This window comes from Leifsonia sp. Soil_N53 (genome assembly GCF_057655165.1).
Genome location: NZ_JBDGMM010000051.1, coordinates 1 through 22,775, shown reverse-complemented (window position 1 = coordinate 22,775; position 22,775 = coordinate 1). Strand labels below are relative to the sequence as shown.

Genomic DNA, 22,775 nt, shown 5'->3' with positions numbered 1-22,775 from the left:
GGGAGCCGCCCCTGTGTTCCGAGGCCCAGGTCTGTGCGCGCTTGCTCACCAGTTCTTCGGCAGCCGCGGGTCAGTCGAGTCGATGGGGGCACAGCGGCTATAGCCCACGAAGTCGGAGTAGTTCTCGCCGATCGTGAACTCGATCGCGAAGCCGTCTTCGCGGACGCCGGTGAGGTAGGGCGGGTAAGACACGACCTTCCGCGGCGGGTAGATAAGGTTGTCCTCGATCACTTTCGTCGGGAATCCGCGCTCGGTCCACAACGCCGCAACCCGCTCCGCTGTCTCCTCGGGACTGCCCTTGGTAGGGCCTTTGTACTGGTTGGCGATGTTCCAGCTCTCCGACTCGGTGCCATCGGCGTAGTTACCGCACCCGGTCCCCCACTCCATCGAGTACGGTGTCGGCCAGGTGTCGGCGACGAGGGCGGTGGCCTCGTCATAGAGGGCCTGGATCTCCTGCTGCACGGCGGCGCGGTCAGCGCGGTCCTGGTCTTCCATCTCCTGGATCTCCTTCGCGGTCTTCGGCTGTGCTGTGCACCCGGTCAAAGTTCCCGTGACGAGCAAAGCGGTCACTGCCACCACGCGCAGCATGACGCGGGGTCGGCGTCTGCTGAGGTTGGTCATCGTCCTACTCCCCGCGGGGTCGGGGTCGGTCGGGGTTGTGGATTCGGCAGCTTCCCCCGGTCGATCGGAGTGCCACTGACCGGGAGGTCCTGCCCGCGCCCCATCGTCGCCATCGCCGTGCCGTACTGAGCGGAGGTGAGGTTGTCGAGGTAGCTGTAGGAATCAGGGGTCTTCTGGCTGTTGCCGAACGGGCCGTGCTGAGTGATCCCTTCGAGCGCGATGCCGTCCAGGACGGTGTTCTCCGCGCTGAACGCTCGGGCGCCGAAGCCCGGGCGCGTGGGGTCTACGCGCCCAGAACCGAACCGCCCAATCCCGGCCCACTCGTCGTTGACCCCTTCGGCCGCGAAGACCTCCCCACCGGGCACGTGCAACGCAGCCGCGGAACCGACCTCGGTGGCGATGCCGGCTGAGCCGAGCAACACCACGTGCCCGGCCGACACCTCCGGCTGGGTCAGGGCGAGGGTGGCGACGTTGGTCCCGTACGAGTGTGCGATGACCGAGAGCCCCGACGCTTGCGCGGCCCAGTCCTTCACCGCGGTCAGCCCGCGCAGCGTGTTCCCCAACCGTTCCGCCCCGACCCTGGCGAGATCATCGTGCGTGACGCCCCACACATCCGCTCCACCGGGCGGGTCGTAATCCAGCCACGACAGCACCGCGATCTTGCTCGGATCAACACCAGACGCCTTCCACTGTTGCTGCTGCAGGCCTCTGGCAGCGATGCCATATTGGCCGATGTCGTTTGCGGTGGTTCCCATTCCGGGGACGAGGACGCTGATGTGGTCGGCGGTCTCCAGGAGCCCGGTGCTGACGGCGACTTTGGTGCGCTCGCCGGGCTGGTAGACATACAACTCGTGCGGCGGGGTGCCGGTCGGGCCGCCGCCGTAGGCAATATCGATCCGGGAGAGCGTCTGCGCCAGCTTCTCCGCTGCCGCGAGACGATTCAGCGCCGCCTGACGCACCCCGTCGAACGGTGAGCCGAGCTCCGGGTCGGCCTTCGCCTCCGTAAGACGCTTCGTCGCCGCGGCCAGGTCGCCGGTCAGGCAGTGGCGGTTCGCGTCCGAACGTACCCGTGGGGGAACACCGTCGAGGTTCCCGATCAGGCGCGGAACCGCTTTCGCCCACTCCGCCCGCTGTGTCGCATCCAGGGCCTTCCACCAGGCGGCGGTCGTCTCCGGCGCCGGCGGGTGGTCCCAAAACCTCTGAAGCAGTTCGGGATGCGCCGCGAGCACCGCCTCCATCTGCGACGGCGACAAATCGTTCAGCAGCGACGACAGCTCTCCCGGCGTCGCGGACTTACCGTCCTTCGACGGACCCAGCCACGCCATGTAGGTGAGAGCACTCCTTCGTGAGGCCAGAGCACCCCCTCCGACCCTCATGGCACCCACAAGCGTGGAGCGACTGTCGGTGTCGTCCAGCTGCTTCAGCAATGCCACGACATCCCTGGTCGCAGCAGCCAACCTCTGAAGGCTGTCGTGAAAGAGCCCACGCGTTGCGACGTGGATGCCCTGCAGCGCGGAAAGCCTGTCCTCCAGATCACGAACGTCCCGCTCCAACTGGGCCAGCACCAACTCCAGCCGGGCGTTCGCCATCTGCAACGCCTCACCCAGCACCGGCACCGCAATCAGTGCGGAGGCAGCGGCACGATTCGCCTCCATCATGCGCTCGGTCGCATCCAGCTGAGCCCTGGTCGCAAGAAGCTGAACGTTCAGCTCATCCTCTTTCAACACCCCGAAACGACTGATCTTCGAGTCCTCGAACGTGAACTTCTCCAGCTCACGCCCGATGGAGTCGATCTCGGTTCTCGCGTCAGAAAGACACGGGGCAATGATCTGCGAGAACAACGCCTCGACGGCCGAGTAGCCCTTCCCGGACAGCTCACCTGTGCCCAGAGCGGCGACGAGACGATTCGTCGCCCTCTCCGTCGCATCCAGCGCCGCCCGCGCAGTGCTGAGATTCCCCGACAAGGCGGTCTTGACACTCGCTGAATCGACCGCGTCATAGATCAAGCCCACAACGCACCGGCCCCCTCGCCCCGAAGCCCATCCAGCCCCACTTCAGACGCAGACCGGGCGGCCTCCATCAATCGCTGCACGTCGGTCGCGTTGCCGATGCGTCGAGGACGGACGGCAACACGGCTAAATATGTGATTCTTCATAGCTACAATAAATATTGCCTGAAAAGCGTCAAGAATCAAAGACGCTACCACTTACCCGCGCGCGCTGGCGGTGTTCTGCGGGCTCGGCTTCCAGCTCATCGTCGGTGCCCCGCGCGACAAGGTGAACGCGTTCGAGGAGCACGTCGAGTCGGTGGCCTACGTGACGGGCGACCCCGCCCCGCCGGGGCTCTCGCGCATCTACTCGCTGAGCATCCGGGAGGCGCTGGAGGGCGAACGGCTCGGCGTGCGCTAGCCGAACGTCACCTCGTCCAGCTCCGGCACCTCCACGCCGGCGGCGATCAGCTCGAGCGTGACGCGCTCGACGATCGCCGCCGCGGGCTCGCCGTCGTCGTAGGTGGTGTGCGCGCCCGCCGGGACGACCACGTCGAAGCCGCGCTCCAGCGCGCCGACCGCGGTCGCCTGCACGCAGTATTCGCTCTGCAGACCGGCCACGACGACGGTGTCGACGCCCATCGCGCGCAGCACATCCGCCAGCGCCGGATTGGACTCGAAGGCGTTCGGGACGTCTTTGCGCACCACCGGCTCGCCGGGCTGCGGCGTGAACACCAGCTCCCAGCCCGGCGCTCCCGGCTCGTCGGGGTCGCCGCGGCGACCGTCGTTCTTGACGTGGATGACGGCGGCGCCCGCGTCCCGCGCCGCGTCGAGCAGCCCGGTGAGGACGCCGGTGAACTCCGGCGCTCCGTCGACGGCCGTGTCGCCGACGAGCATGTTCCGCTGGACGTCCACGAGGATCAGGGCATATCCCATGCGCTCCATCATGCGCCGCATTCGCTAGGGTCGTAACCCGTAGGCCCCCCGACTGGGGCCGCAGCCGCGAGGAGGACAGTGGCCGACGATCACGGCAAGGCGACGCAGGCCGCCGTGCGCGAGCGCAACCTGACCAGCGCCCTGCAGCTGGTGCTGTCCGGGGAGGGCTTCGCCACCCGGGCGGGCATCGCGCGCCGCACCGGGCTCACCTCGGCGACCGTGTCCTCCCTGCTCGCCGGCCTCATCGCGGACGGGCTGGTCGTGGAGGGCAGCCTCGCCGAGAGCACCGGCGGCAAGCGCGCGACCACGCTGCGCGTCGACGCCGCCCGCAACGTGCTCCTGTCGGTGATCGTCCAGCCCGGGTTGGTCCGCGGGGCCGTGGTAGACCTCCTCGGCGACGTGGTGCTCAGCCTCGCCCAGCGCACCGCCGCGACCGCGACGGTGGAGGACGTCCGCTCGATCGTCCGCCGCCTCGGGGCCGCGACGGCGGCGCGGGTGGTCGCCGTGGCCGTGCAGGTGCCCGGCATCGTGGCCGCCGACCTCGTCCGCGAGAGCGTGCAGCTCGGCTGGCTGGACGTCGACCTCGGCCGGGAGCTCGCCGGCATCGTCTCGGCCCCCGTGCACCTGGTCAACGACGCGGACGCAGAGGCGATCGCCGACTACGGCATCTCGGAGGAGTTCGGCGCCAACCAGCTCTTCGTCTCGCTCAGCACCGGCGTGGGCGCGGCCGTCATCGTCGGCGGCGATGTGCTCGCCGGCGCGACCCACCGCGCGGGCGAGATCGGCCACGTCCCCGTGCTGTTCGGCGAGGACGCCCCGCTCTGCGCGTGCGGCAACCGCGGCTGTCTGGAGGAGGTCGTCTCGGTGACGAGCCTCCTCGGCCTCCCCCACGGCGCCGACCTGGAGGCGGTGGACGTCGCCGCGCTCGCCGCACTCCCCGAATCGCGCGAGCGCATCGCCGCCGGGGCCCGCGTGCTCGCCCGGGCCCTGCTGATGGTCGGGGCCGCCCTCGACGTGCCGAACGTGGTCCTCGGCGGCGCCGCCCCGAAACTCGGCCCCGACTTCATCGGCCACGTCCGCGCGGAGGCCGCCCGCCACCCGGTCCGCGCCGCGATGCCGCTGAGCTTCCGCTACGCCAAGACCGCGCAGGAGCAGCCGTTCCGCGGCGCGGCGCAGTACGCGCTGCAAGCGACGCTGGGGGTCAGCTGGGCCGGTTGAGGCCGCTCGCGGTTCAGGCCTCGTGCACCCCGCAGATCAACCCGAGCAGCCGCTCCCCCTGCTCGCGCCCGTACCCGCCCGTCGCGATGTCGGCGTAGCCGGGGACGACGATCGACCCCATCTCCACGACCAGCACCCGCGTGGCCAGCGCCCGCACCGCGTCCACGACTGCGCGCTGCCACGGGACCGCTCCCAGTCCCGCTCCCAGCACGATGACCGGCGCGCCCGTCGCGAGCACAGGATCCGGCGGGTCGTCGCTGTCCACGTCGATGACGGGGTTGCGCGACCAGAGCGCCTCCTGCTGCGATCCGGACGATGTCCAGGCCTCGGTCAGCGTGTACCAGCGCGGGACACCGAGGCGTTCGTTGTCGAGGCTGGCCAGGCGGACCACCGTGCAGCGGGTCCGGAAGTCCGGCAGCGTCTCGCGGACGCCTGGCGCGAAGCGGAAGCCGGTCGGTTCGGCCGGCGCCGTCCGGGTCTCCGCGACCAGCGTCATCAGGAGACCCCGAGCCGGGCGGACAGGACCATCACCACGCAGCCGCGGAGCACGATGTCGCGGCCCTGGCTCGTCATCCGGATGGTCACGTCCGAGTGGAAGCCGGCCATCGTGCGGTTGCGGAGCGTCTCCCGCACCGCGTCGATCAGGGGGCCGGCGAGGAGTTCGTCCGGGCCGCTCAGCACGACTTCGGAGAGGTTGAGCGCGCCGACGATCGGCGCGAGCGCGACGCCGAGCCGTTGGCCCGCCTGGCGCAGCACCGGCTCGACGGGCTCTCCAGCCAGAGCCGCCGCAGCCACCTTCGACTCCAGGCGCGGGACGGCCAGCCAGGCCTCCAGGCACTTCTCACGGTCGTAGGGCGCCTCGGCGCCGTCGTCCGTCCCGACCATCACCTGGCCGATCTCGCCCGCGGCGAAGCGGCTGCCGAACACCAGCGCGCCGGCGACCAGGAGGCCGGAGCCGACGCCGTGGCCGACCTTCACCAGCATCATGTCGCCCTGCGCGTCGGCGAAGCCGTGCTCGGCGAGCACCGCCACGTTGGCGTCGTTCGCGACGAACACCGCGCGGCCGGTGCGCTCGGCCAGGCGCCGCTGCAGCGGCTCGTCGGTCCAGCCGAGGTTGGGTGCGGCCACGACCGTCCCGGTCGCGTCCACGATGCCGGGCGACCCGACGCCGATGCCGAGGATGGGCGCGGTCGCGGCGGCCACGAGCTCGTCCACCAGCGCGAGCACCTTCGCCGTGGCGTCCTCGCCGCGGCTCCCGGCCAGCTCGACCGACGCCGAGCGCAACACCACTCCGTCGATGTCGAGCACCGCGCCGCGGAACACGGCGTGCTCGCTCAGGTCGACGCCGACGATCTGGGTCGCCGCGCGGTTGACGTCGAGCAGCACGGCCGGTTTGCCGGGCCGGGCGTCATCACGCTGACCGAGCTCGACCACGAGGCCCTCCGCGATCAGCTCGCCGACCAGATCCGAGATGGTGACCCGGGTGAGTCCGGTCTCCCTGGCCAGGTCGGCGCGGCTCGCGCGCCCCTTCCGGTACAGCGACTGCAGCACCAGCGACCGGTTGTGGTTGCGGGCATGCTCCGGCAGCACCTTGGTGCGCGGGCGGAGCGCACGGCCCGGAACCATCGCTCCGTCGGCGCCGGCAGGCCGGCGATCGGCGGTGCCGGGACGCCGGGCTTCGTCAATGAGCATGTTTGTTAGTAAAGTGGACAATCAAAGTCCGCGCAAGAGTTTCGCCCTGAAATACCGAAACTCTTCGCGTTTCCGCAGACCACGCCTCGCGAACTTAGTACAGCGCCCAAACATACGAACGACCCGCATCCTCTCGGATGCGGGTCGTTCGCGCGCAGGCGCCGGGTGCTACTTCTTCGGGGTCGGAGTCGGCGTCGGCGTGGACGTCGAGCCCGAGCCGGAGCCGGAGCCGCCCTCCGCTGCGAGCGCGGCCTGGAGGGCCTGCTGCAGGCGATCGTCCGCGGCTCCGTACGCGGACCAGTCGCCCGCCTTGAGTGCGGCCTGACGGTCGACCAGGGCCTGCTTCGCCTGCTGGAGGGCCTGCTGCAGCGCGGCGTTGTTCACGGTGCCGCTCGACCCGGTTCCGCCGCCGGTGCCGGGCGAGCCGCCTCCGGTCGAGCCGCCCCCGGTCGTCGGGACGTTGTTGTCCCCCGCATTGGCGCCGGAGTCGCCGCCGAACAGGGAGTCCAGCGCCTGGTCGAGGGTGTCCTCGAACGCGATCTTGTCACCGAACGCGACGAGCACCTTCTGCAGGATCGGGTAGCTCGTCTCCCCCGTCGACTTGACGTAGACCGGTTGGACGTAGAGCAGGCCGCCACCGACCGGCAGGGTCAGCAGGTTGCCGTTGATCACGTCGGTCTTGCCCTGTCTGAGCAGGTTGAGCTCCTGGGACACGGTCGGGTCGGAGTTGAAGGTGTTCTGCACCTGACCCGGCCCGGGTATGGTGTCGCTCGATGGCAGCGACAGGAGTCTGAGCTTGCCGTAGCCCGACGACACCTTCCCCTTCGTCGAGCCCGCGTCGGCATCGACCGCCAGGTAGCCCTTGAGCACGGAGCGACTGGACTCGCTGGAGGCCTGCGGTATGAACGTCGTGTACAGCGAGAACGACGGGGCGTTCTGCCCGGGCATCTGCAGCGTCAGGTAGTACGGCGGCTGCAGTGTCGGGTCCGACGGCGACGACGTGGGGTCGTTCGGCGTCGTCCACGCGTCGTCGCGCGAGTAGAAGGATCCCGCGTCGGTCACGTGGTACTGCCCCAGCACCGACCGCTGCACCTTGAAGAGGTCGGACGGATAGCGCACGTGACTGAGGAGCTGGGCGCTCATGTCGCTGACCGGCTTCACCGTCGTGGGGAAGACCTTTTCCCACGTCTTGAGCACCGGGTCGTTCGCATCCCACGCATAGAGCTGCACCGAGCCGTCGTAGGCGTCGACTGTGGCCTTGACCGAGTTGCGGATGTAGTTGATGTCGTCGAAGGCGTAGGCCGGCTTCGGCGTCTCGGTGTCCGCGATCGCATCGCTCAGGCTGCCGACGTGCGAGTACGGGTACTGGTCGCTCGTCGTGTAGCCGTCGATGATCCACTTGATGCGCCCGTCGATCACCGCGGGATACGCCTGGGAGTCGAGCGTCAGGTAGGGGGCGACCTTCTGGACGCGCTTGATCGGGTCGCGGTCGTAGAGGATCTGCGAGTCGCTGTTGACGGCGTCGGACAGCACGATCTGCTCGTCCTGGAACTTGAGCGCGTAGACCAGCCGCTTGAAGATGTTGTCGAGCTTGGGACCGCCGTTGCCGCTGAACGTGGTGTACGTCTGCTGCGCGTTGTCGCTGCCGCCCGGGTAGTCCAGCTCGACCGACTTGGCGCCCTTGGGGGCGCCGACGATGGAGTACGTGGGCGACTGCTGACCGAAGTAGACGCGCGGCTCGTACTGCCCGAGGGTGCCCGTGCTGGGGATGCCGGACTCCAGGAACACCGGCTGGCCGTCGCTGGAGCGCTGGTTGCCGTAGGCCGCGACCATGCCGTATCCGTGCGTGTAGACGATGGTGTCGTTGAACCAGCTGCGGCTGGTGAGCCCCGACTGGTTCAGTTCGCGCACCGAGACCACGGCGTCCTGCTCGTTGCCGTTGATCTCGTAGCGGTCGACGTTGAGGTTGCGCGGGAACGCGTAGTACTGCCGGAACTGCTGGAGCTGCTGGAACGAAGGGCTGATCACCGCGGGGTCCATGATGCGGATCTGCGCCGTCGTCTGGGCGTCCTGGCGCAGCGCGCCCTGCTGGGCGTTGGTCGTCGCGTCGTACGGGATCACGTCGATGTCGCTCAGGTCGTACGCGTCGCGGGTCGCGTCGATCGAGCGCTGGATGTAGGGCGTCTCCAGCGTCTTCTGGCTGGGGTCGACCTGGAACCGCTGGACGATCCACGGGTAGATCGCCCCGACCACGAGGGCGGCGACGATGAGCAGCGCCGTGCCGACGATCGGGAACCGCCACCGGCCGACGAACGCGGTCACGATGAACAGGATGGCCACGAACACCGCGGCGCCGGCGAGCACCGCGCGGCCGGGGATGGTCGCGTTGACGTCGGTGTACGCCGCGCCGTTGATCATGTCGTTGACGTTCGAGTCCGTCACGGCGGCGTAGCGGTCGAGCCAGATGCTGATGCCCTGCAGGAGCAGGTAGAGGCCGGCGATGACCGCGATCTGGACGCGCGCGGCCTTCGAGATCCTGACCTCCCGCCCGCTGACGCGGATGGAGCCGTAGAGGTAGCAGGTGGCGAGCGTGGCCAGCAGCGAGATGAGCACGACGGCCGACGCGAAGCCGACGGCGCTGCGGTAGAACGGCAGCGCGAAGAGGTAGAACCCGATGTCCAGATGGAACAGCGGGTCGGACTTGCCGTACGATGTGCCGTTCAGCCACAGCGCCGCACCCTGCCAGCGGCTGGCCGACGAGACGCCGGCGAAGATGCCGAACACGATCGGGATGCCGTACATCGCCAGCCGGCGCAGCGGCTCGATGACCTGCTGATAGCGGTCGAGCTGCGTGTTGAGCTTGGCGTAGACCGGGCGCAGCCGGTAGGCGAGCTGGATGGACAGCCAGAGCGGCAGGGCCATCGCGAAGAAACCGATGAAGAACATCGCGGTGCCGGCGAGCCACTGGGTGGTCAGCACGTTGAGGTACCCGAGCTGCTGGTACCAGAGGATGTCGGCGTACAACCCGGCGAAGACGAAGAACAGGATCACCACCGCCACGACCACCCCGAGGGTGATCCAGATGGCGGCCCGGCGACGGCCAGGGGGTCGAACTGCGGTGGTTGAACTCACGTGTGGGCCCTCGTGCTCCTCGTGGGGTGACTCAGGAATCCATCCTAGGCGGGCCTCGCTTGGAGAATGCTGCGGCCCGGCGGTGAAGAGAGGGTGTGCGGGCCGACAGTGCGATCGGCGGTCAGGAGGCCGGGCAGGTCGGGAGGTCCGCGGTGCTCGCACCGCTCCGCACGGCGTCGAGCACGGCGAGGGAGTCCTTCAGCGTTTTGACCGCGAACACGTGCAGCCCGGCCGGGATGTGCCCGGTGACCTCGTCGCAGTTCGACGCGGGCGCGAGGAAGTAGCTCGCTCCCCCGGTGTCGCGCGCGGCGAACATCTTCTGCCGGATCCCGCCGATCGCCCCGATCGTGCCGGCGTTGTCGATCGTCCCGGTGCCGGCGATCTTCTTGCCGCCGTTGAGCTTGTCCGGCGTGAGCTTGTCGATGATCCCGAGCGCGAACATCTGGCCCGCGCTCGGTCCGCCCACGTTGTTGAGCTGGATGTTCACATCGAACGGGAACGTGTAGTCCATCCCCGCGCCGATCCCGAGCACGACCTGGCCCTGCGTCTCAGTGGGGGTGATCGAGACCGTGGAGGCGGCGCCGTCGCGCACGATGCCGATCTCCGCCGCCTTGCCCGTGCCGTTGGCGTTGACCGCGGCGCGGAGCGCGGAGACGCTCTCGATCGTCTCGCCGTTCACGCTGGTGATCTCGTCGCCGGTCTTCAGCACCTTCGCGGCGGGGGTACCCGGGATGAGCTGCTTGACGGCGACCGCCTGCGGGAAGTCGTAGCCGAGCTGGTTGAGCGCAGCCGCGATCGCGTCCTGCTGGGAGTCGACCATCAGAGCGGCGTTCGCGGCGTTGGACTGCTCGGTGGTCGTTCCCGGCGGGAAGACGTCGTCGATCGGCTGCACCGCGCGGCTCGGGTCGAACCAGGCCTGGATGATGTCCAGCCAGCTCGGGCGCTGGTCCGGGTTGCCGACCACCGACACCGTGAGGAGGTCCAGGGAGCCCGCGGTCGGGTAGGTGGTCTTGTCGGGGATGCTGATCAGCGGCTTGGCATCCGCCGACGGCGACGCGCCCACCGCCTGGTCGGTGCCGAGGGTGTTGAAGACCGGGCCGGGCTGCTCGACCACGAACGGCGCGGGCGCCAGGGCGAGAACCAGCGCGAGCGCGACGGCGACGGCGATGGACACCCAGCCGACGATCGTCCTGCGCGACGGGGCGACCCGGTCGCCGCCGGGGAGGGGCGCGGGCCTGTCGTCGTCGGTGAACAGCGTCACGCGCGGTCCCTTCGGTCGTGTTCGCCACGGGCGCACCGCCCACGGCACCGCCCGAGCCGATTCTCACCCGGCTCGCGGTGATCACGGGCTAGCGTAGATGCCAAGCCTGGAAAGCCGTAAATCGCACGGCCGAATCCAATCGAGACGAGGGGCGCGCCATGGCCGACGATCCGAACAAGGAACCGGACGACGAGTTCCGGGACATGTTGCGGGAGTTCCTGTCCGGCGACTCCTCCATCGACCCGAGCCAGCTCGCCGGCGCGGCCGGCCTGCCCAACGATCCGGCGGCGATCCAGCAGCTCCTCGGTCAGCTGCAGAACGCGCTGATGAACCCCGGCGGCGGCATCAACTGGGACCTCGCAGCCCAGCAGGCGCGCACGCTCGCCGGCGAGGGCGCCCACCCGGTCACCCCGGCCGAGCGCTCTGCGCTCGACCAGGCGTTCCACGTCGCGGCGCTCTGGCTTGACGAGGCCACGACCGTGGCGGGGCTGTCGACCCAGCCCGAGCTCATCGGCCGTGCCGAGTGGGCACGGCAGACCATGCCGCTGTGGACCCAGCTCGCCGAGCCGGTGGCGCTCAGCATCGCCGACGCCCTCACCCGCGTTCTCACCGAGCAGGCGCCGGAGGAGATGCAGGGCATGATGCAGAACGCCGGCCAGGTCATGCGCTCGGTCGGCGGCGCGCTGTTCGCCATGCAGCTCGGCCAGGTGGTCGGGCAACTCGCCAAGGAGGTCGTCTCGGGAGGCGACATCGGCATCCCGCTGCTCGCCGACGGCACCGCGGCGCTGATCCCGCAGAACGTGGCCGAGTTCGGCGAGGGCCTGGACATCCCGATCGACCAGGTGCAGCTCTACCTCGCGGTCCGCGAGCTGGCGCACGCCCGGCTGTTCCGGCACGCGAAATGGCTGCGACTCCAGCTCATCACCCAGATCACCGCGTTCGCACGCGGCATCACGATCGACACCGACCGGCTGGAGTCGCTCGCCGAGAGCTTCGACCCGTCCAACCCGGAGGAGCTGCGCGAGGCGATGGTCTCCGGCGCGCTCATCCCGCCGAAGACCGAGGAGCAGCAGGAGGCCCTGAGCCGCCTGGAGACCGTGCTCGCGCTGGTCGAGGGCTGGGTCGACGTCGTCACAGCAGGCGCCACGCGCCTGCTGCCCAGGACCGACGCGATCGCCGAGACCGTGCGACGCCGGCGCGCGGCGGGCGGGCCGGCCGAGTCGGCGTTCGCGACGCTCGTCGGACTCGAGCTGCGGCCGCGGCGGCTGCGCGACGCCGCCGCCATGTGGCAGGCCGTGACCGACGCCGTCGGGCAGGAGGCCCGCGACCGGCTGTGGTCGCACCCCGACCTGCTCCCGCAGGCGGCCGACCTCGACGACCCGACGCGCCTCGTCGCGCGCCTCACCGCCGCGGCGACCGGCCAGGAGCCCGAGCGCGACGAGCTCGACCAGGCCATCGAGGACCTGCTGCGCGGCGACGGCGACCGCCCCGCCGAGGGCTGACCTCCCCGGCTGTGGAGAACTTCAGCGGATAGGCCGAGCTGGGGATAACCCCGTTCGGCCCGTGCGCGGCCGCCAGGATGGCGGGATGGTCTACCAGCTCGATCCCACCATCCCGCGCGTGTGGCGTTCGCCGCGCGCCCTCCAGTTCGGCGTCGAACGGCCGCGGCTGCTCCTGGAGCCGGTCGGCGCCGCGGACGAGCGGATGATCGCAGCGCTCTCGACGGGGGCGACGCTCGGCGCGCTGCGGATCATCGCGCGCGGCGCGCGGGCTGAGGCGGGCGCCGTCGACGCTCTGCTCGCGCGGCTGGCGCCCGTGCTGCTTCCGCGGCCGGACGCGGACGGATTGCGGCAGCCGACGCCGGTCGTGATCCTCGACGGTGCCGGCCCCACCGCCGCCCGGATCCTCCTGCTGCTGCGGGAGGCCGGGGTCGATGTCCGCGGCGGGCCGGCCTCCGACGACCCGGCGGTCGAACGCGCGACGGCGGCGGTCGTCGTCGGCGCGTTCGCGATCGCCCCGCACCGTCATCAGCGCTGGCTGCGCCGCGACATCCCGCACCTGGCCGTGGTGTTCGGCGACGGCGGGGTGACCGTCGGCCCGTTCGTGCGCCCGGGCGAGGGCGCCTGCCTGCGCTGCGTCGACCTCCACCGCCGCGACGCCGACCCGGCCTGGCCCGCGCTCGCCACGCAGCTGCACACCCGGGCGCTCCCCGGCGAGACCGAGCTGGTCTGCGGAGCGGCGTCGTCGGCCGCGGCCGGCGCCGTCCTCGCGCTGCTCGGCGGCGCTCCCGGTCGCTCCGACTCCGCAGCGCGCTACGACACGGTCTCCGCGCGCTGGTCGGAGCAGCGCTGGGAGCCGCATCCCGAGTGCGGGTGCCTCAGTCCGCTCGCGGCGCGGCCGGACGCATCGGCGCCAGCTCCGCCAGGAACCGCGACGCCTGACGGGACACCGGCCGCCCCGGCTGGCTGCCGCGCTGCGCCCAGCTCAGCCGCAGCCGGCGCCGGGCGCGCGTGATGCCCACGTACAGCAGCCGGCGCTCCTCGTCGATCTGCTCGAAGCTGGAGGCGTAGCTGATCGGCACCAAGCCCTCGGAGAGCCCGATCACGTACACGGAGTCCCACTCCAGGCCCTTCGCCGCGTGCAGCGTCGCCAGGGTCACCGCGGCCATCGTCGGCTCGTGCTGTCCCGCCTGGCGGGCCATCAGCTCGTCGGTGAAGCGCCGGAAGGTCGCCCCCTCCGGGAACTCGTCGACCAGCCCCATGATCGCGTTGAGCGACTCCCAGCGCTCGCGCACGGCACCGCGGCCCTCGGGAGGCTGCACGGACCAGCCGAGGGTGCGCAGCACGTCGCTGACCGACTTGAACAGCGGCTCGTCGGTCGCCGCGACGCTCGCCGCGCGCAGCGTCATCACGGCTTGGCGGACCTCCGGGAGGTCGAAGAAGCGCCGCGAGCCGCGCAGCTGATAGCTGATGCCGAGATCGCCGAGCGCCTGCTCCAGTGCCGCCGCCTGCACGTTCACGCGGTAGAGCACCGCGATGCTCTCCGGCCGGGCTCCGCCGGCCAGCTCCGCGGCGATGCTCTGCGCGACCGCGCGCGCCTCAGCCCGGTCGTCCTCGAACGCCGCGGGCGCCGGCACCTCGTCGCCCGGTTTGGCGTCGTGGACAGCGTGCAGGGTCAGCGCGCCGGAGCGGCCGCGCATCAGCCGGTTGGCCGTATCGATGACCGCGGGAGCCGACCGGTAGTTCTGCTCCAGCCGCACCACCGTCGAGCCGGGGTTCTCCCGCTCGAAGTCCAGCAGGTACTCGCTGCGGGCCCCCGCGAACGAGTAGATGGTCTGGCTCGCGTCGCCCACGACGCACAGGTCGCGGCGGGTCCCGAGCCACAGCCGCAGGAGCTGGTGCTGCAGCGGGGAGACGTCCTGGTACTCGTCGACGACGAAGTAGCGGTACTGCTCGCGCACCTGCAGGGCGACCGACGGCTCGGTCTCGATCATCCCGGCGCAGACCAGCAGCACGTCCTCGAAGTCGATCTGCTTGCGCTCGTCCTTGAGCTCCTCGTAGGTCTTGTGGAGGTCGACCAGCTGCTCGGGCTTGAGCGACCCGGGCAGCGGACGGGACGCCAGCGCGGCGGCGTACTCCTCCAGGCCCATGCTGGAGACCTTGCGCCACTCGATCTCCGCCGCGACGTCGCGGAGGGTCGCCGTGTCCACGCGGAGCCCGAGCTTCTCGGCGGCGTGCCCGAGCACGCGGCCCTTGCCGTCGAGCACGCTCGGCAGCTGGCCGCCGACCACCTGCGGCCAGAAGTAGTTGAGCTGCGCCAGCGCGGAGGAGTGGAAGGTGCGGGCCGACACTCCCCCGGCCCCGAGCTGGCGCAGCCGGCCGCGCAGCTCCGCCGCGGCCCGGCTGGTGAAGGTCAGGGCCATCACCCGGTTCGGCGTGAACGCGCCGGACGCGACTCCGTAGGCGATGCGGTGCGTGATCGCGCGGGTCTTGCCGGTGCCGGCGCCGGCCAGCACGCACACCGGGCCGAACAGGGCCTCGGCGGCGACGCGCTGCTGTGCGTCCAGGCCGGCCAGCAGCCCGTCGGGGCCCGACGCCGTCGCGGTGCTCACGCCGCGCTCACAACGCGGGCGGCTCGTCGAGCGGGCCGCCGTACCAGTCCTCGATCAGGGCGCGGGCGATGGACGACCGGCCGGGCAGGATGATCTGCTCTCTGGCCTCCCACAGCTCGTCCCGGCTGAACCAGCGCAGGTCGAGGATCTCCTCGCCGTCCGGCGCGAGCGCGGCCGGCGGCTGGTCGTCGGCGAGCCGCGCGGTCATCCCGACCATGACAGAAGCCGGGAACGGCCAGGGCTGCGAGCCCTTGTACCTGGCGTCGGTCACCCGGACGCCGGCCTCCTCGAAGATCTCGCGCTCGACGGCGGACTCGAACGACTCCCCCGGCTCCACGAAGCCCGCCAGCAGCGAGTACCGCGAGTGCTCCCACATGGCGTTCGAGCCGAGCAGCAGCCGGTCGTCGGCGTCGAGGACGGTGACGATGACCGCCGGATCGGTGCGCGGGAACACCTCGGAGCCGTCCTCGAAGCAGCGGCGCACCCAGCCGGCCTGCTCGACGACGGTCGGCGTCCCGCAGCGCGGGCAGTGCGTATGCGAGGCGTGCCAGTTCGCGATGGCGAGCGCCTCGGTGAAGAGACCGGCGTCGCGGTCGCTCAGCGCGGTGGCGACCGTGCGGAGGTTGCCCCAGCGCGCCTCGTCGGGCTCCAGCTCGGTGGCGGCGGCGTCGGTGAGGACCTCCAGCACGACCGCCGATCCGGCAGGCTGCCCCGGTGCGTCCACGAGGGTGCGGCCGAGGTAGACGCGCAGGAGCGCCGCGGTCACCCGCTCCACCGGGAGCAGGTCGAGCTCGGCGGGACCGGCGTCGGGGGCGCTCCAGCCGTCGGGGGCGGGGGTCGCCGCCGGCACGCTCTCGGGAGTGAGCAAGGCCCTGCCCTTCCAGAGCGCGAGCACCCGGGTGCCGGGTTCCTCCCAGAGCTCGTCGAACAGCGCGGGACGGGAGCGCGCCGCATGATCGCGGTCGATCTCGTGGCGCGAGAGCGGGAGCGCGGCGAGCGGCAGCGCGGACGTCGATGTTGACGACATCGGGATCCCTTCGAAGCGTGGCGGTGTTGCAAGGCGTGGCGGAACTGCTCACGCGCGGATGTCCATTTAGCCTAGGTCCATGGCCAGATCCCCTCTCACTCTAGCCGCGCTGGCCAGCTCGGCCGTGCCCGACCTGAACGTCACCGCGACCCGCGCCCACACCGCGGGAGGAGCGGGCGAGTTCGACTCCGCCGTGCTCACCGCGGCCGACGGGAGCGCCCGCATCGTGCGCGTCCCGCTCACCCAGGCGGCGGAGACCGAGCAGAGCTCCGACCTGGTCGCCCTCCGCGCCCTCACGACGGGCATCCGCAGCCGGCTCCCGTTCGACGTGCCGACCTATCGCGGTCAGGCGCCGGTCGGCGGCACGCGCGCCATCGTCTACGACTTCCTGGCCGGCGAGCACGTCGCCGTCGAGGACGTGCCGCCCGGCGACGGCCTCGCCGGGTCCATCGGGCACGCCATCGCCGCGATCCACACGCTGCCGACCAGCTTCGTCGGGGAGGCCGGTCTCCCGGTGCTCTCTGCGGCCGAGTGCCTGTCCTCGACCGCCGCCCTGATCGAGTCGGCCGCCGCGACCGGCAAGCTGCCCGCCGCGCTGCGGGACCGCTGGCGCGACGCCGTCGCGGACCACTCCGTCTGGCAGTTCCAGCCGACCGTGATCAACGGCGCGCTGACCGCCGACTCGTTCCTGGTCGACGGCGAGTCGGTCTCCGCCGTGCTCGGCTGGTCGGCGCTGCGCGTCGGCGACCCGGCCCGCGACCTGCACTGGCTGCTCGCCATGAACCCGGACGCCACCGACGGCGCCCTCGTCGCCTACGCCTCCGCTCGCCAAGTCGCCACCGACCGCCAGTTCACCCAGCGCGCCATGCTGTACGCCGAGCTGGAGGTCGCGCGCTGGCTGCTGCACGGCCGCGAGCTGCGCGACCAGGGCATCGTCGACGACGCCGTGCAGATGCTCGACGGCCTGGTCGATCGCGTGCACAGCAACACGGTCACCCCGCTCTCGACGGCCACCGGCCCGATCATGGCGGTGGATGACGTGGAGGCGCTGCTCGACCGCACGCCGGGCGACCGCGCGTCGGTCCGCCCCGGCGGCATGCGCCCGGTCGACGAGGCCTGACGCCGGCTCTTCCGGAGCATCGGCCGCGACACGCTGAGCAAAGCCCGTTCGACCGGACATCCAGCCCGAAATGGGCCCGATCTCCGGAGTTACGAACAGTGGAGCGGCCGGTCCGGTCATCCGGAGAATCGGCCGAGAGCGGGCCGACCTTTCCGGAGTTACGGAGATTTTGGACGGTGGTGGCGCGGATTTTCCGGAGTTGCTAGCGGACGGCCTCCCACAGGTCGACCAGGTCGGCCTCCGAGTAGAGCCGCTCCGGGCGGACGACGCGGTCGTCGGCGACGAAGTAGAAGACGGCGTCGATGCGGGCCGGGTCGATCCCCGCGTGCTTCGCGTAGGCCAGCCGGTAGAGGGCCAGCTGGAGCTGCTTGCGCTCCAGGTCGGCCGCGTCGCGGGGCGCCTTGCCGGTCTTCCAGTCGACGATCTGCACGTCATGGTGGCCGTCCGCCACCGCATAGACCGCGTCGAGCTTGCACACGACCACCTGGCCGGCCAGCGTGACGTGGATCTCGAGCTCGACCTCCACCGGCGCCCGATCGGCCCACTCGCTCGCCGCGAAGGTCGCCTGCAGCTCGGCCAGCGCCTCCGCCCCGATCAGCTCGCCCGCGGGATCGTCGAGCTCGGCCACCGTCGCGTCGAGCGCGTCCGCAGCTCCTCCCGGCACGCCGTACCGCTCCTCCACCCAGCGGTGGAACAGCGTCCCCAGCCGGGTCTGCCGGTACGGCCGCTCCGGCATCGGCCGGCGCAACTGGGCCGCGACCCCGGCGGGGTCGCTCACGAAGTCCTTGAACCGGGAGGCCGGGATGCGGGCGGGGAGCTCCACCAGGCCGTCCTCCGCCTCCCGCCGTGCGCGCTCGGCGAGCAGCAGGTCGACGTCGAGCGCGTAGACGCCGCCGTCGCCCGCGCCGCTCTCGCGGGCAGCGCTCACCGCCGCCGCGGCGGCCTCCACCCGGGTGCGGCGCACGCCCAGCGGGTCGAGCGGCCACAGCACCGTGCGCGACTCAGGAGCGAGCGGGTTCTCGTCCGGCTCGTCGCAGGGCGGGAAGGCGTCCTCCGGGAGCAGACCGGCCTGCTGCAGCTCGAGCAGGTAGGCGCCGGGCGGGCGCGGCCGGGATTGCGTCGACCAGTACGACCCGCTCAGCAGCAGGCTGTGCCTGGCGCGGGTGACCGCGACGTAGATCAGCCGGCGCTGCTCCTCCAGATGCCGGGCGACGTTGGCGGCCTCGAAGGCCGAGATCCCCTCGTCCACCTGCTTCTGGTCCTCGGCGTTGCGCCACGGCAGCACCGGCAGCTCGGCGGAGTCGCCGCGGAACTCGTTGGGGAGCTGGCCGAAAGCCAGCCAGCCGCGCTTGCTCTGCGGGGGCCCCGGCAGCTCGCCCTCGACCAGGCGCGGCACGGCCACGATTTCCCACTCCAGTCCCTTGGCGCCGTGGATGGTCAGGATCTGAACCGTGCCGGGCTCCGGGTCCTCGCTGCGCGGGGCCAGATTGTCGCGCTGCTCCGCCTCCGCCAGCCAGGCCAGGAACGAGCCGAGCGTCGCCCGGTCGTCGCTCGCCAGGTAGGACGCCACCTGCTCGGCGAACGCGTCGAGGGAGGCCTGGCCGAGCTGCGCGGTCTCGTTGGCGGCGACCTCGATGTCGAGCCGCAGCTCCTGCTGCACGAGCGTGACCAGGTCGAGGAGGTCGAGGCCGGCGCGCGAGCGCAACCGGTCGAGCTGGCCGCCCGCCGCTCGCAGCCGTTCCAGGCCGACGGGGCTGAACCCCGCCAGCTGGCCGTGGCCGTCCGGCGCCTCCACCACGAAGTCGAGCGCGTCGACCAGCGAGGCCGACTCCTCCGCCACCACCGAGCCGCGCAGCCGGTCGCGCACCTCCGGGTCGAGGGTCTGGAAACGGTGGTCGCGGGCCGCCAGCCAGCTCGCGACCCGGCGCAGCGCCGCGATGTCGCGCGGCCCCACCCGCCAGCGCGCGCCGGTCAGCAGCCGGATCAGCTCGGAGCCCGCCGTCGGGTCGTGCATGACCCGCAGCGCACTCACCAGGTCGGCGACCACGGGCTGCTCCAGGAGGCCGCCCAGCCCGAGGACGTGGAAGGGCACGCCGCGCGCCGCGAGCGCACCGGTGAACGCGTCGATCTTCTTGATCGACCGGCAGAGCAGCGCGGCCGAGGGCGGCATCCCCTGGGCGTCGCGCCGGTCCAGCCGGATCCGCAGCCACTCGGCGATCGTCGCCGCCTCGTCCTCGACGGTCTGGCCGAAGGCGTGGTCGAGCTCCCCGGCGACCGCACCCGGCCGCGGCTGGAGCTGCTCGACGTGCACCGGCGCGTCGGCCGACAGCGGGGCGACGAGGACGTTCGCGGCGTCGAGCACGCGCGTCGGGTTGCGCCAGCTGGTGCTGAGCGCGAAGCCCGTTGCGCCGTCGGTCGCGCCGGTGAAGTCGAGGGCGAACCGGCCCAGGTTGGCCGCGCTCGCGCCGCGCCAGCCGTAGATCGACTGGTGCGGATCGCCGACCGCCATCACGGCCTGCCCGGCGAACAGCGACGACAGGAGGCGCGTCTGCACCACCGAGGTGTCCTGGTACTCGTCCAGCAGCACGACGCGGTACCGGCGCCGGTAGTCCGCGACGACCTCCGGCAGCCGTTCGCACACGGACAGCGCCAGCGCGACCTGGTCGGAGTACTCCACGAAGCCGCGGCGGCGCTTCTCGTCGGCGAAGCGCTCGGCGAGGTCGAGCAGCGGCGGCAGCGCGCCGACCGTCGCCACGGCGGCGCGGACGGACGCGTAGGCGTCCTTGACCCGCCCGCTCCCGGTCGGCAGCTCGAGCAGCCGGCCGAACCCCGCCACCATCCGGTGCACGTCACGGGCGTCCGCCACGTTCTCGCTGAGTGCGCGGCTGAGGTCGAGGACGGCGGTGGTGACCGCGTCGACGTTCTTGTCGAGCTCCACGAGCCGCTCGTCGTCGGCGGCGACCACGACCCGCCGCGCGAGCTGCCAGGCCGACGCCTCGCTCAGGATGGCGGACTCCGGCTCCCGGCCGATCAGCAGCGCGTTCTCGCGGAACAGGGCGTTGGCGAAGGCGTTGTAGGTCGCGACCTCCGGTGCGTCGAACGGGTCGAAGACCACCTCGGTGAGCCCGGAGTCCGCGAGCTGCTCGATGCGGCGCCTGATCCGCTCGGCGAGCTCGCCGGCCGCCTTGCGGGTGAAGGTCAGGCCCAGCACTTCGGGCACCCGCACCAGGCCGTTGGCGAGCAGCCAGACCACCCGGTTCGCCATCGTCTCGGTCTTGCCGCTGCCGGCGCCGGCGACGACGATCGCGGGCGCGAGCGGCGCCTCGATGACGGCCTGCTGCTGCGGGGTCGGCCGCGGGAGGCCGAGCGCGTCCGCGATCTCGGCCGCGCCGAGGCGGCGGGCCGGACGCTGCGGCTCGGGATCAGCGGCCTCGGCGGCGAAGGCCAGCTCGACCAGGTCGAGACCGCTCTGGTCGTCGGCGATGTCCAGGAGTCCGTCGTCGTTCATGCGCTCACCGCCGGGACGAGATGGATGCGGTACCCGTAGGCCGCGTGCGGGTCGCGGTCGCCCAGGTCGATCACGCCGGCGAACGTCGCCCCGGCCATGCCCTCGGCGGCTCGCGCGACGCGCTCCTCCAGCCGGACGAGCGCCTCCGCGTCGACACGCTCCTGCACGACCTCGCGGTACGCCTTGCCGCGCACGCCCTTGGCCACGAAGAGCAGCTTCGCGCCGCCGGGCGGCAACTCGGACGCCTCCAGCGCATCGTGCTCCACGGCGCCGTGCTCCAGGGCGAGCTGGTACACGCCGAGCTGGGCGTGCGACGCCGTCTCCGCGGCGGTGGGAACGGTGCGCCCCGTCTTCAGGTCGACGATCACGACGGTGCCGTCGGGGGTCTCCTCGACGCGGTCGATCTTGCCGCTGATCCTCGCGCGGCCGAGCTCGAGCTGGAACTCGCCCTCCGAGCCCAGCAGCCGCCCGCCGGCCCGGCCGAAGTCGCGCAGATACTCCGAGACGCCGGCGACGAGCCCGCGCGTGCGGCGGCGCTCGCGCTCCTCGATCCACGGCGACTCGAACTGGAGCTGCGACCAACGGCGCTCGATGCCGGACCACAGCAGCTCGACGCTCGTCTCGTCCGTCGCCGCGGCCTCCTCCATGACGGCGTGCACGACCGTGCCGATGCCCGCGGCGAGGCCGCTCGGGGAGGCGGCCATCTCGTCGACGAACCAGGCCAGCGGCGACTTCTCGAAGGTGCCAAGCCGCGACGGCGAGACCTTCACCATCGCGTCGGGGTCGTCCAGGTCGATCAGCGGCTCGGTCGTCGACGGCTCGGCGAGGCCGTACCAGTCGGCGGGGTCCGCGCCCTCCACCCCGGCGTCGGCGAGCCGCGCCAGCGCGTCGGCGGCGTCGGGCGAGCCCGTGGTGACCAGCCGGCGGCGCAACCGGCCGACCATGCCGCGCAGCGACAGGGGGTGGATGCCGGGATCGTCGTCCTCGACGGCGAGCTCGGCGGCGAGCCGGAGGAACGGGGACGGCTGCTCGTCGTCGTTGGCCGTCGCGGTCAGCAGCACCTGGCGCCGGGCGCGGGAGACCGCGAGCGCGAACATCCGCAGCTCGTCGCTCAGGACCTCCGCCCGCTGGTCCGCCGTGTCCTGGCCCTCGTCGCCGGCGACGGCCGCACGGCGGCCGGCGAGCGCGTCGTCCAGGTCCTGCGGGTGCAGCAGCGAGCCGCGCAGCCGCAGGTTGGGCCACACGCTCTCCTGGAGGCCGGCGACGGCGACGACGTCGAACTCGCGGCCGACCGTGGCGCTCGGCGTGCACACCAGCACGGCGTCCCCGGTCGTGCGCGCCGCGAGGGTGTCCTCCGGCACCTCCGCGCCCAGCAGCTCGATCACGAAGTCCGACGCAGGGCGCTCCGGGGAGCGCTCCACGAACCGCCGGGCCGAGCTGAACAACGCGACCACGCCGTCGAGGTGCCGGTCGGCCTCGTCGGCGACGATCCCCGAGCGCTCCGACTGCTCCAGCCAGCGCGCGGCCAGGCCGCTGCGCTCCCAGGCGTGCCAGAGCAGCTCCTCGATCGTGGCGTCGGCGGCCGCCTTCTCGCGGCCGGCCCGGAGGGTCTCGGCGAGGCGCGCGGCCCGGCGGGCGGGCGACGAGTCGATCGTCGCGAGATTCGCGGGCGTGGCGAGCGCCTCGACCAGGAGGTCGTCCCCCGCACGGTTGCCGTCCCCGGCCAGCTCCTCCTGGCGCAGGGCGAGCCGCAGCCGGCGCAGGCTGATGGCGTCCAGGCCGCCGAACGGCCCCAGCAGCAGCTCGGTCGCCACCGCGGGCGTCAGCTCCAGCGCGCCGAGGCACACCCCGGCAATCGTGATGAGCTGGCGGGCCGCATAGTCGTCGCGCAGCGGCCGCCCGGCGATGCTGGTCGTGGTGGGCACCTCCGCGACGGCGAGTGCCCGCGCCAGCCCGGGGATGTGCGCCCCCGAGCGCACGACGACCGCCATGCGGCTCCACGGCACTCCGTCGATGAGCCGGCGCTCGCGCAGCAGACGGGCGAGCCGCGCCGCCTCGGCCGGAGCCGAGGACGCCTTCACCACCACGACCGCGGGACCGGCGTCCTCCGGCTGCTCCCGGCCGGCCACGGCGACCCGGTGCACGCCGGCGGCCGCGGCGCC

Annotated in this window: 15 protein-coding genes and 1 pseudogene; 5 read left to right on the top strand and 11 right to left on the bottom strand. The window is 71.9% G+C overall.

Annotation, left to right across the window (positions count from 1 at the left end):
* Window positions 1-45: 45 nt before the first annotated feature.
* Together AC3A3H_RS07070 and AC3A3H_RS07065 are read right to left on the bottom strand one after the other, a co-directional pair.
* The gene (locus AC3A3H_RS07070; RefSeq protein WP_487613845.1) at window positions 46-621 is read right to left on the bottom strand and encodes a hypothetical protein; all 576 of its coding nucleotides are present in this window, start codon (window positions 619-621) and stop codon (window positions 46-48) included.
* Window positions 618-2,627 (bottom strand): alpha/beta hydrolase, encoded by a 2,010-nt coding sequence (locus AC3A3H_RS07065; protein ID WP_487613844.1) that lies wholly within the window; start codon window positions 2,625-2,627, stop codon window positions 618-620. The genes AC3A3H_RS07070 and AC3A3H_RS07065 overlap by 4 nt, the downstream gene beginning before the upstream one ends.
* A 219-nt stretch (window positions 2,628-2,846) precedes the next feature.
* Here AC3A3H_RS07065 and AC3A3H_RS07060 point away from each other — a divergent pair, with 219 nt between their 5' ends.
* Window positions 2,847-3,029, top strand: a complete 183-nt coding sequence (locus AC3A3H_RS07060) for a hypothetical protein (protein WP_487613843.1) — start codon at window positions 2,847-2,849, stop codon at window positions 3,027-3,029.
* Here AC3A3H_RS07060 and AC3A3H_RS07055 read toward each other — a convergent pair.
* Window positions 3,026-3,544, bottom strand: a complete 519-nt coding sequence (locus AC3A3H_RS07055; RefSeq protein ID WP_487613842.1) for an isochorismatase family protein — start codon at window positions 3,542-3,544, stop codon at window positions 3,026-3,028. The genes AC3A3H_RS07060 and AC3A3H_RS07055 overlap by 4 nt on opposite strands.
* 78 nt (window positions 3,545-3,622) lie before the next feature.
* Here AC3A3H_RS07055 and AC3A3H_RS07050 point away from each other — a divergent pair, with 78 nt between their 5' ends.
* Complete coding sequence (locus tag AC3A3H_RS07050; protein WP_487613841.1) at window positions 3,623-4,762, top strand: ROK family transcriptional regulator; 1,140 nt, start codon at window positions 3,623-3,625, stop codon at window positions 4,760-4,762.
* 13 nt (window positions 4,763-4,775) lie between these two features.
* Here the strand turns inward: AC3A3H_RS07050 and AC3A3H_RS07045 are convergent, their stop codons facing one another.
* The 4 genes from AC3A3H_RS07045 to AC3A3H_RS07030 all read right to left on the bottom strand — a co-directional run bounded on the left by AC3A3H_RS07045 (window position 4,776) and on the right by AC3A3H_RS07030 (window position 10,847).
* On the bottom strand, window positions 4,776-5,258 hold the full coding sequence (locus AC3A3H_RS07045) for a hypothetical protein (RefSeq protein ID WP_487613840.1): 483 nt from the start codon (window positions 5,256-5,258) through the stop codon (window positions 4,776-4,778).
* Window positions 5,258-6,454: an ROK family transcriptional regulator gene (locus AC3A3H_RS07040; RefSeq protein ID WP_487613839.1), complete on the bottom strand. Its 1,197-nt coding sequence runs from the start codon at window positions 6,452-6,454 to the stop codon at window positions 5,258-5,260. Before AC3A3H_RS07040 ends, AC3A3H_RS07045 begins: the two co-directional genes overlap by 1 nt.
* 168 nt (window positions 6,455-6,622) lie before the next feature.
* Window positions 6,623-9,586, bottom strand: a complete 2,964-nt coding sequence (locus AC3A3H_RS07035) for a UPF0182 family membrane protein (RefSeq protein ID WP_487613838.1) — start codon at window positions 9,584-9,586, stop codon at window positions 6,623-6,625.
* A 121-nt stretch (window positions 9,587-9,707) separates the two neighbouring features.
* Window positions 9,708-10,847, bottom strand: a complete 1,140-nt coding sequence (locus AC3A3H_RS07030; protein WP_487613837.1) for a YlbL family protein — start codon at window positions 10,845-10,847, stop codon at window positions 9,708-9,710.
* A gap of 158 nt (window positions 10,848-11,005) precedes the next feature.
* Here AC3A3H_RS07030 and AC3A3H_RS07025 point away from each other — a divergent pair, with 158 nt between their 5' ends.
* Together AC3A3H_RS07025 and AC3A3H_RS07020 are read left to right on the top strand one after the other, a co-directional pair.
* Window positions 11,006-12,349: a zinc-dependent metalloprotease gene (locus AC3A3H_RS07025; protein WP_487613836.1), complete on the top strand. Its 1,344-nt coding sequence runs from the start codon at window positions 11,006-11,008 to the stop codon at window positions 12,347-12,349.
* Between the two features lie 85 nt (window positions 12,350-12,434).
* Window positions 12,435-13,262: pseudogene (locus tag AC3A3H_RS07020) on the top strand (TOMM precursor leader peptide-binding protein); the annotation flags it as partial.
* Here the strand turns inward: AC3A3H_RS07020 and AC3A3H_RS07015 are convergent.
* Together AC3A3H_RS07015 and nudC are read right to left on the bottom strand one after the other, a co-directional pair.
* Window positions 13,225-14,958: an ATP-dependent helicase gene (locus AC3A3H_RS07015; RefSeq protein ID WP_487613835.1), complete on the bottom strand. Its 1,734-nt coding sequence runs from the start codon at window positions 14,956-14,958 to the stop codon at window positions 13,225-13,227. The pseudogene AC3A3H_RS07020 and the gene AC3A3H_RS07015 sit on opposite strands and share 38 nt — an antisense overlap.
* A gap of 7 nt (window positions 14,959-14,965) precedes the next feature.
* Window positions 14,966-15,985: an NAD(+) diphosphatase gene (nudC, locus tag AC3A3H_RS07010; protein WP_487613834.1), complete on the bottom strand. Its 1,020-nt coding sequence runs from the start codon at window positions 15,983-15,985 to the stop codon at window positions 14,966-14,968.
* Window positions 15,986-16,064: 79 nt separating this feature from the next.
* On the opposite strand from nudC, the gene AC3A3H_RS07005 reads away from it, so the two are divergent.
* Window positions 16,065-17,105 carry a phosphotransferase gene (locus AC3A3H_RS07005; RefSeq protein WP_487613833.1) on the top strand — a complete coding sequence of 347 codons (1,041 nt, stop codon included), beginning with the start codon at window positions 16,065-16,067 and terminating at the stop codon, window positions 17,103-17,105.
* A 202-nt stretch (window positions 17,106-17,307) separates the two neighbouring features.
* Here the strand turns inward: AC3A3H_RS07005 and AC3A3H_RS07000 are convergent, their stop codons facing one another.
* Together AC3A3H_RS07000 and AC3A3H_RS06995 are read right to left on the bottom strand one after the other, a co-directional pair.
* Window positions 17,308-20,613, bottom strand: a complete 3,306-nt coding sequence (locus AC3A3H_RS07000) for an ATP-dependent DNA helicase (RefSeq protein ID WP_487613832.1) — start codon at window positions 20,611-20,613, stop codon at window positions 17,308-17,310.
* The coding region (locus tag AC3A3H_RS06995) for a PD-(D/E)XK nuclease family protein (protein WP_487613831.1) at window positions 20,610-22,775 on the bottom strand (2,166 nt) is incomplete at its 5' end. The genes AC3A3H_RS06995 and AC3A3H_RS07000, both read right to left, overlap by 4 nt.

Coding starts and splice junctions, on each gene's coding strand:
- AC3A3H_RS07070 (WP_487613845.1), bottom strand. CDS start 621: ATGACCAACCTCAGCAGACGCCGACCCCGCGTCATGCTGCGCGTGGTG.
- AC3A3H_RS07055 (WP_487613842.1), bottom strand. CDS start 3,544: ATGGGATATGCCCTGATCCTCGTGGACGTCCAGCGGAACATGCTCGTC.
- AC3A3H_RS07045 (WP_487613840.1), bottom strand. CDS start 5,258: ATGACGCTGGTCGCGGAGACCCGGACGGCGCCGGCCGAACCGACCGGC.
- AC3A3H_RS07040 (WP_487613839.1), bottom strand. CDS start 6,454: ATGCTCATTGACGAAGCCCGGCGTCCCGGCACCGCCGATCGCCGGCCT.
- AC3A3H_RS07025 (WP_487613836.1), top strand. CDS start 11,006: ATGGCCGACGATCCGAACAAGGAACCGGACGACGAGTTCCGGGACATG.
- nudC (WP_487613834.1), bottom strand. CDS start 15,985: ATGTCGTCAACATCGACGTCCGCGCTGCCGCTCGCCGCGCTCCCGCTC.
- AC3A3H_RS07005 (WP_487613833.1), top strand. CDS start 16,065: ATGGCCAGATCCCCTCTCACTCTAGCCGCGCTGGCCAGCTCGGCCGTG.
- AC3A3H_RS07000 (WP_487613832.1), bottom strand. CDS start 20,613: ATGAACGACGACGGACTCCTGGACATCGCCGACGACCAGAGCGGTCTC.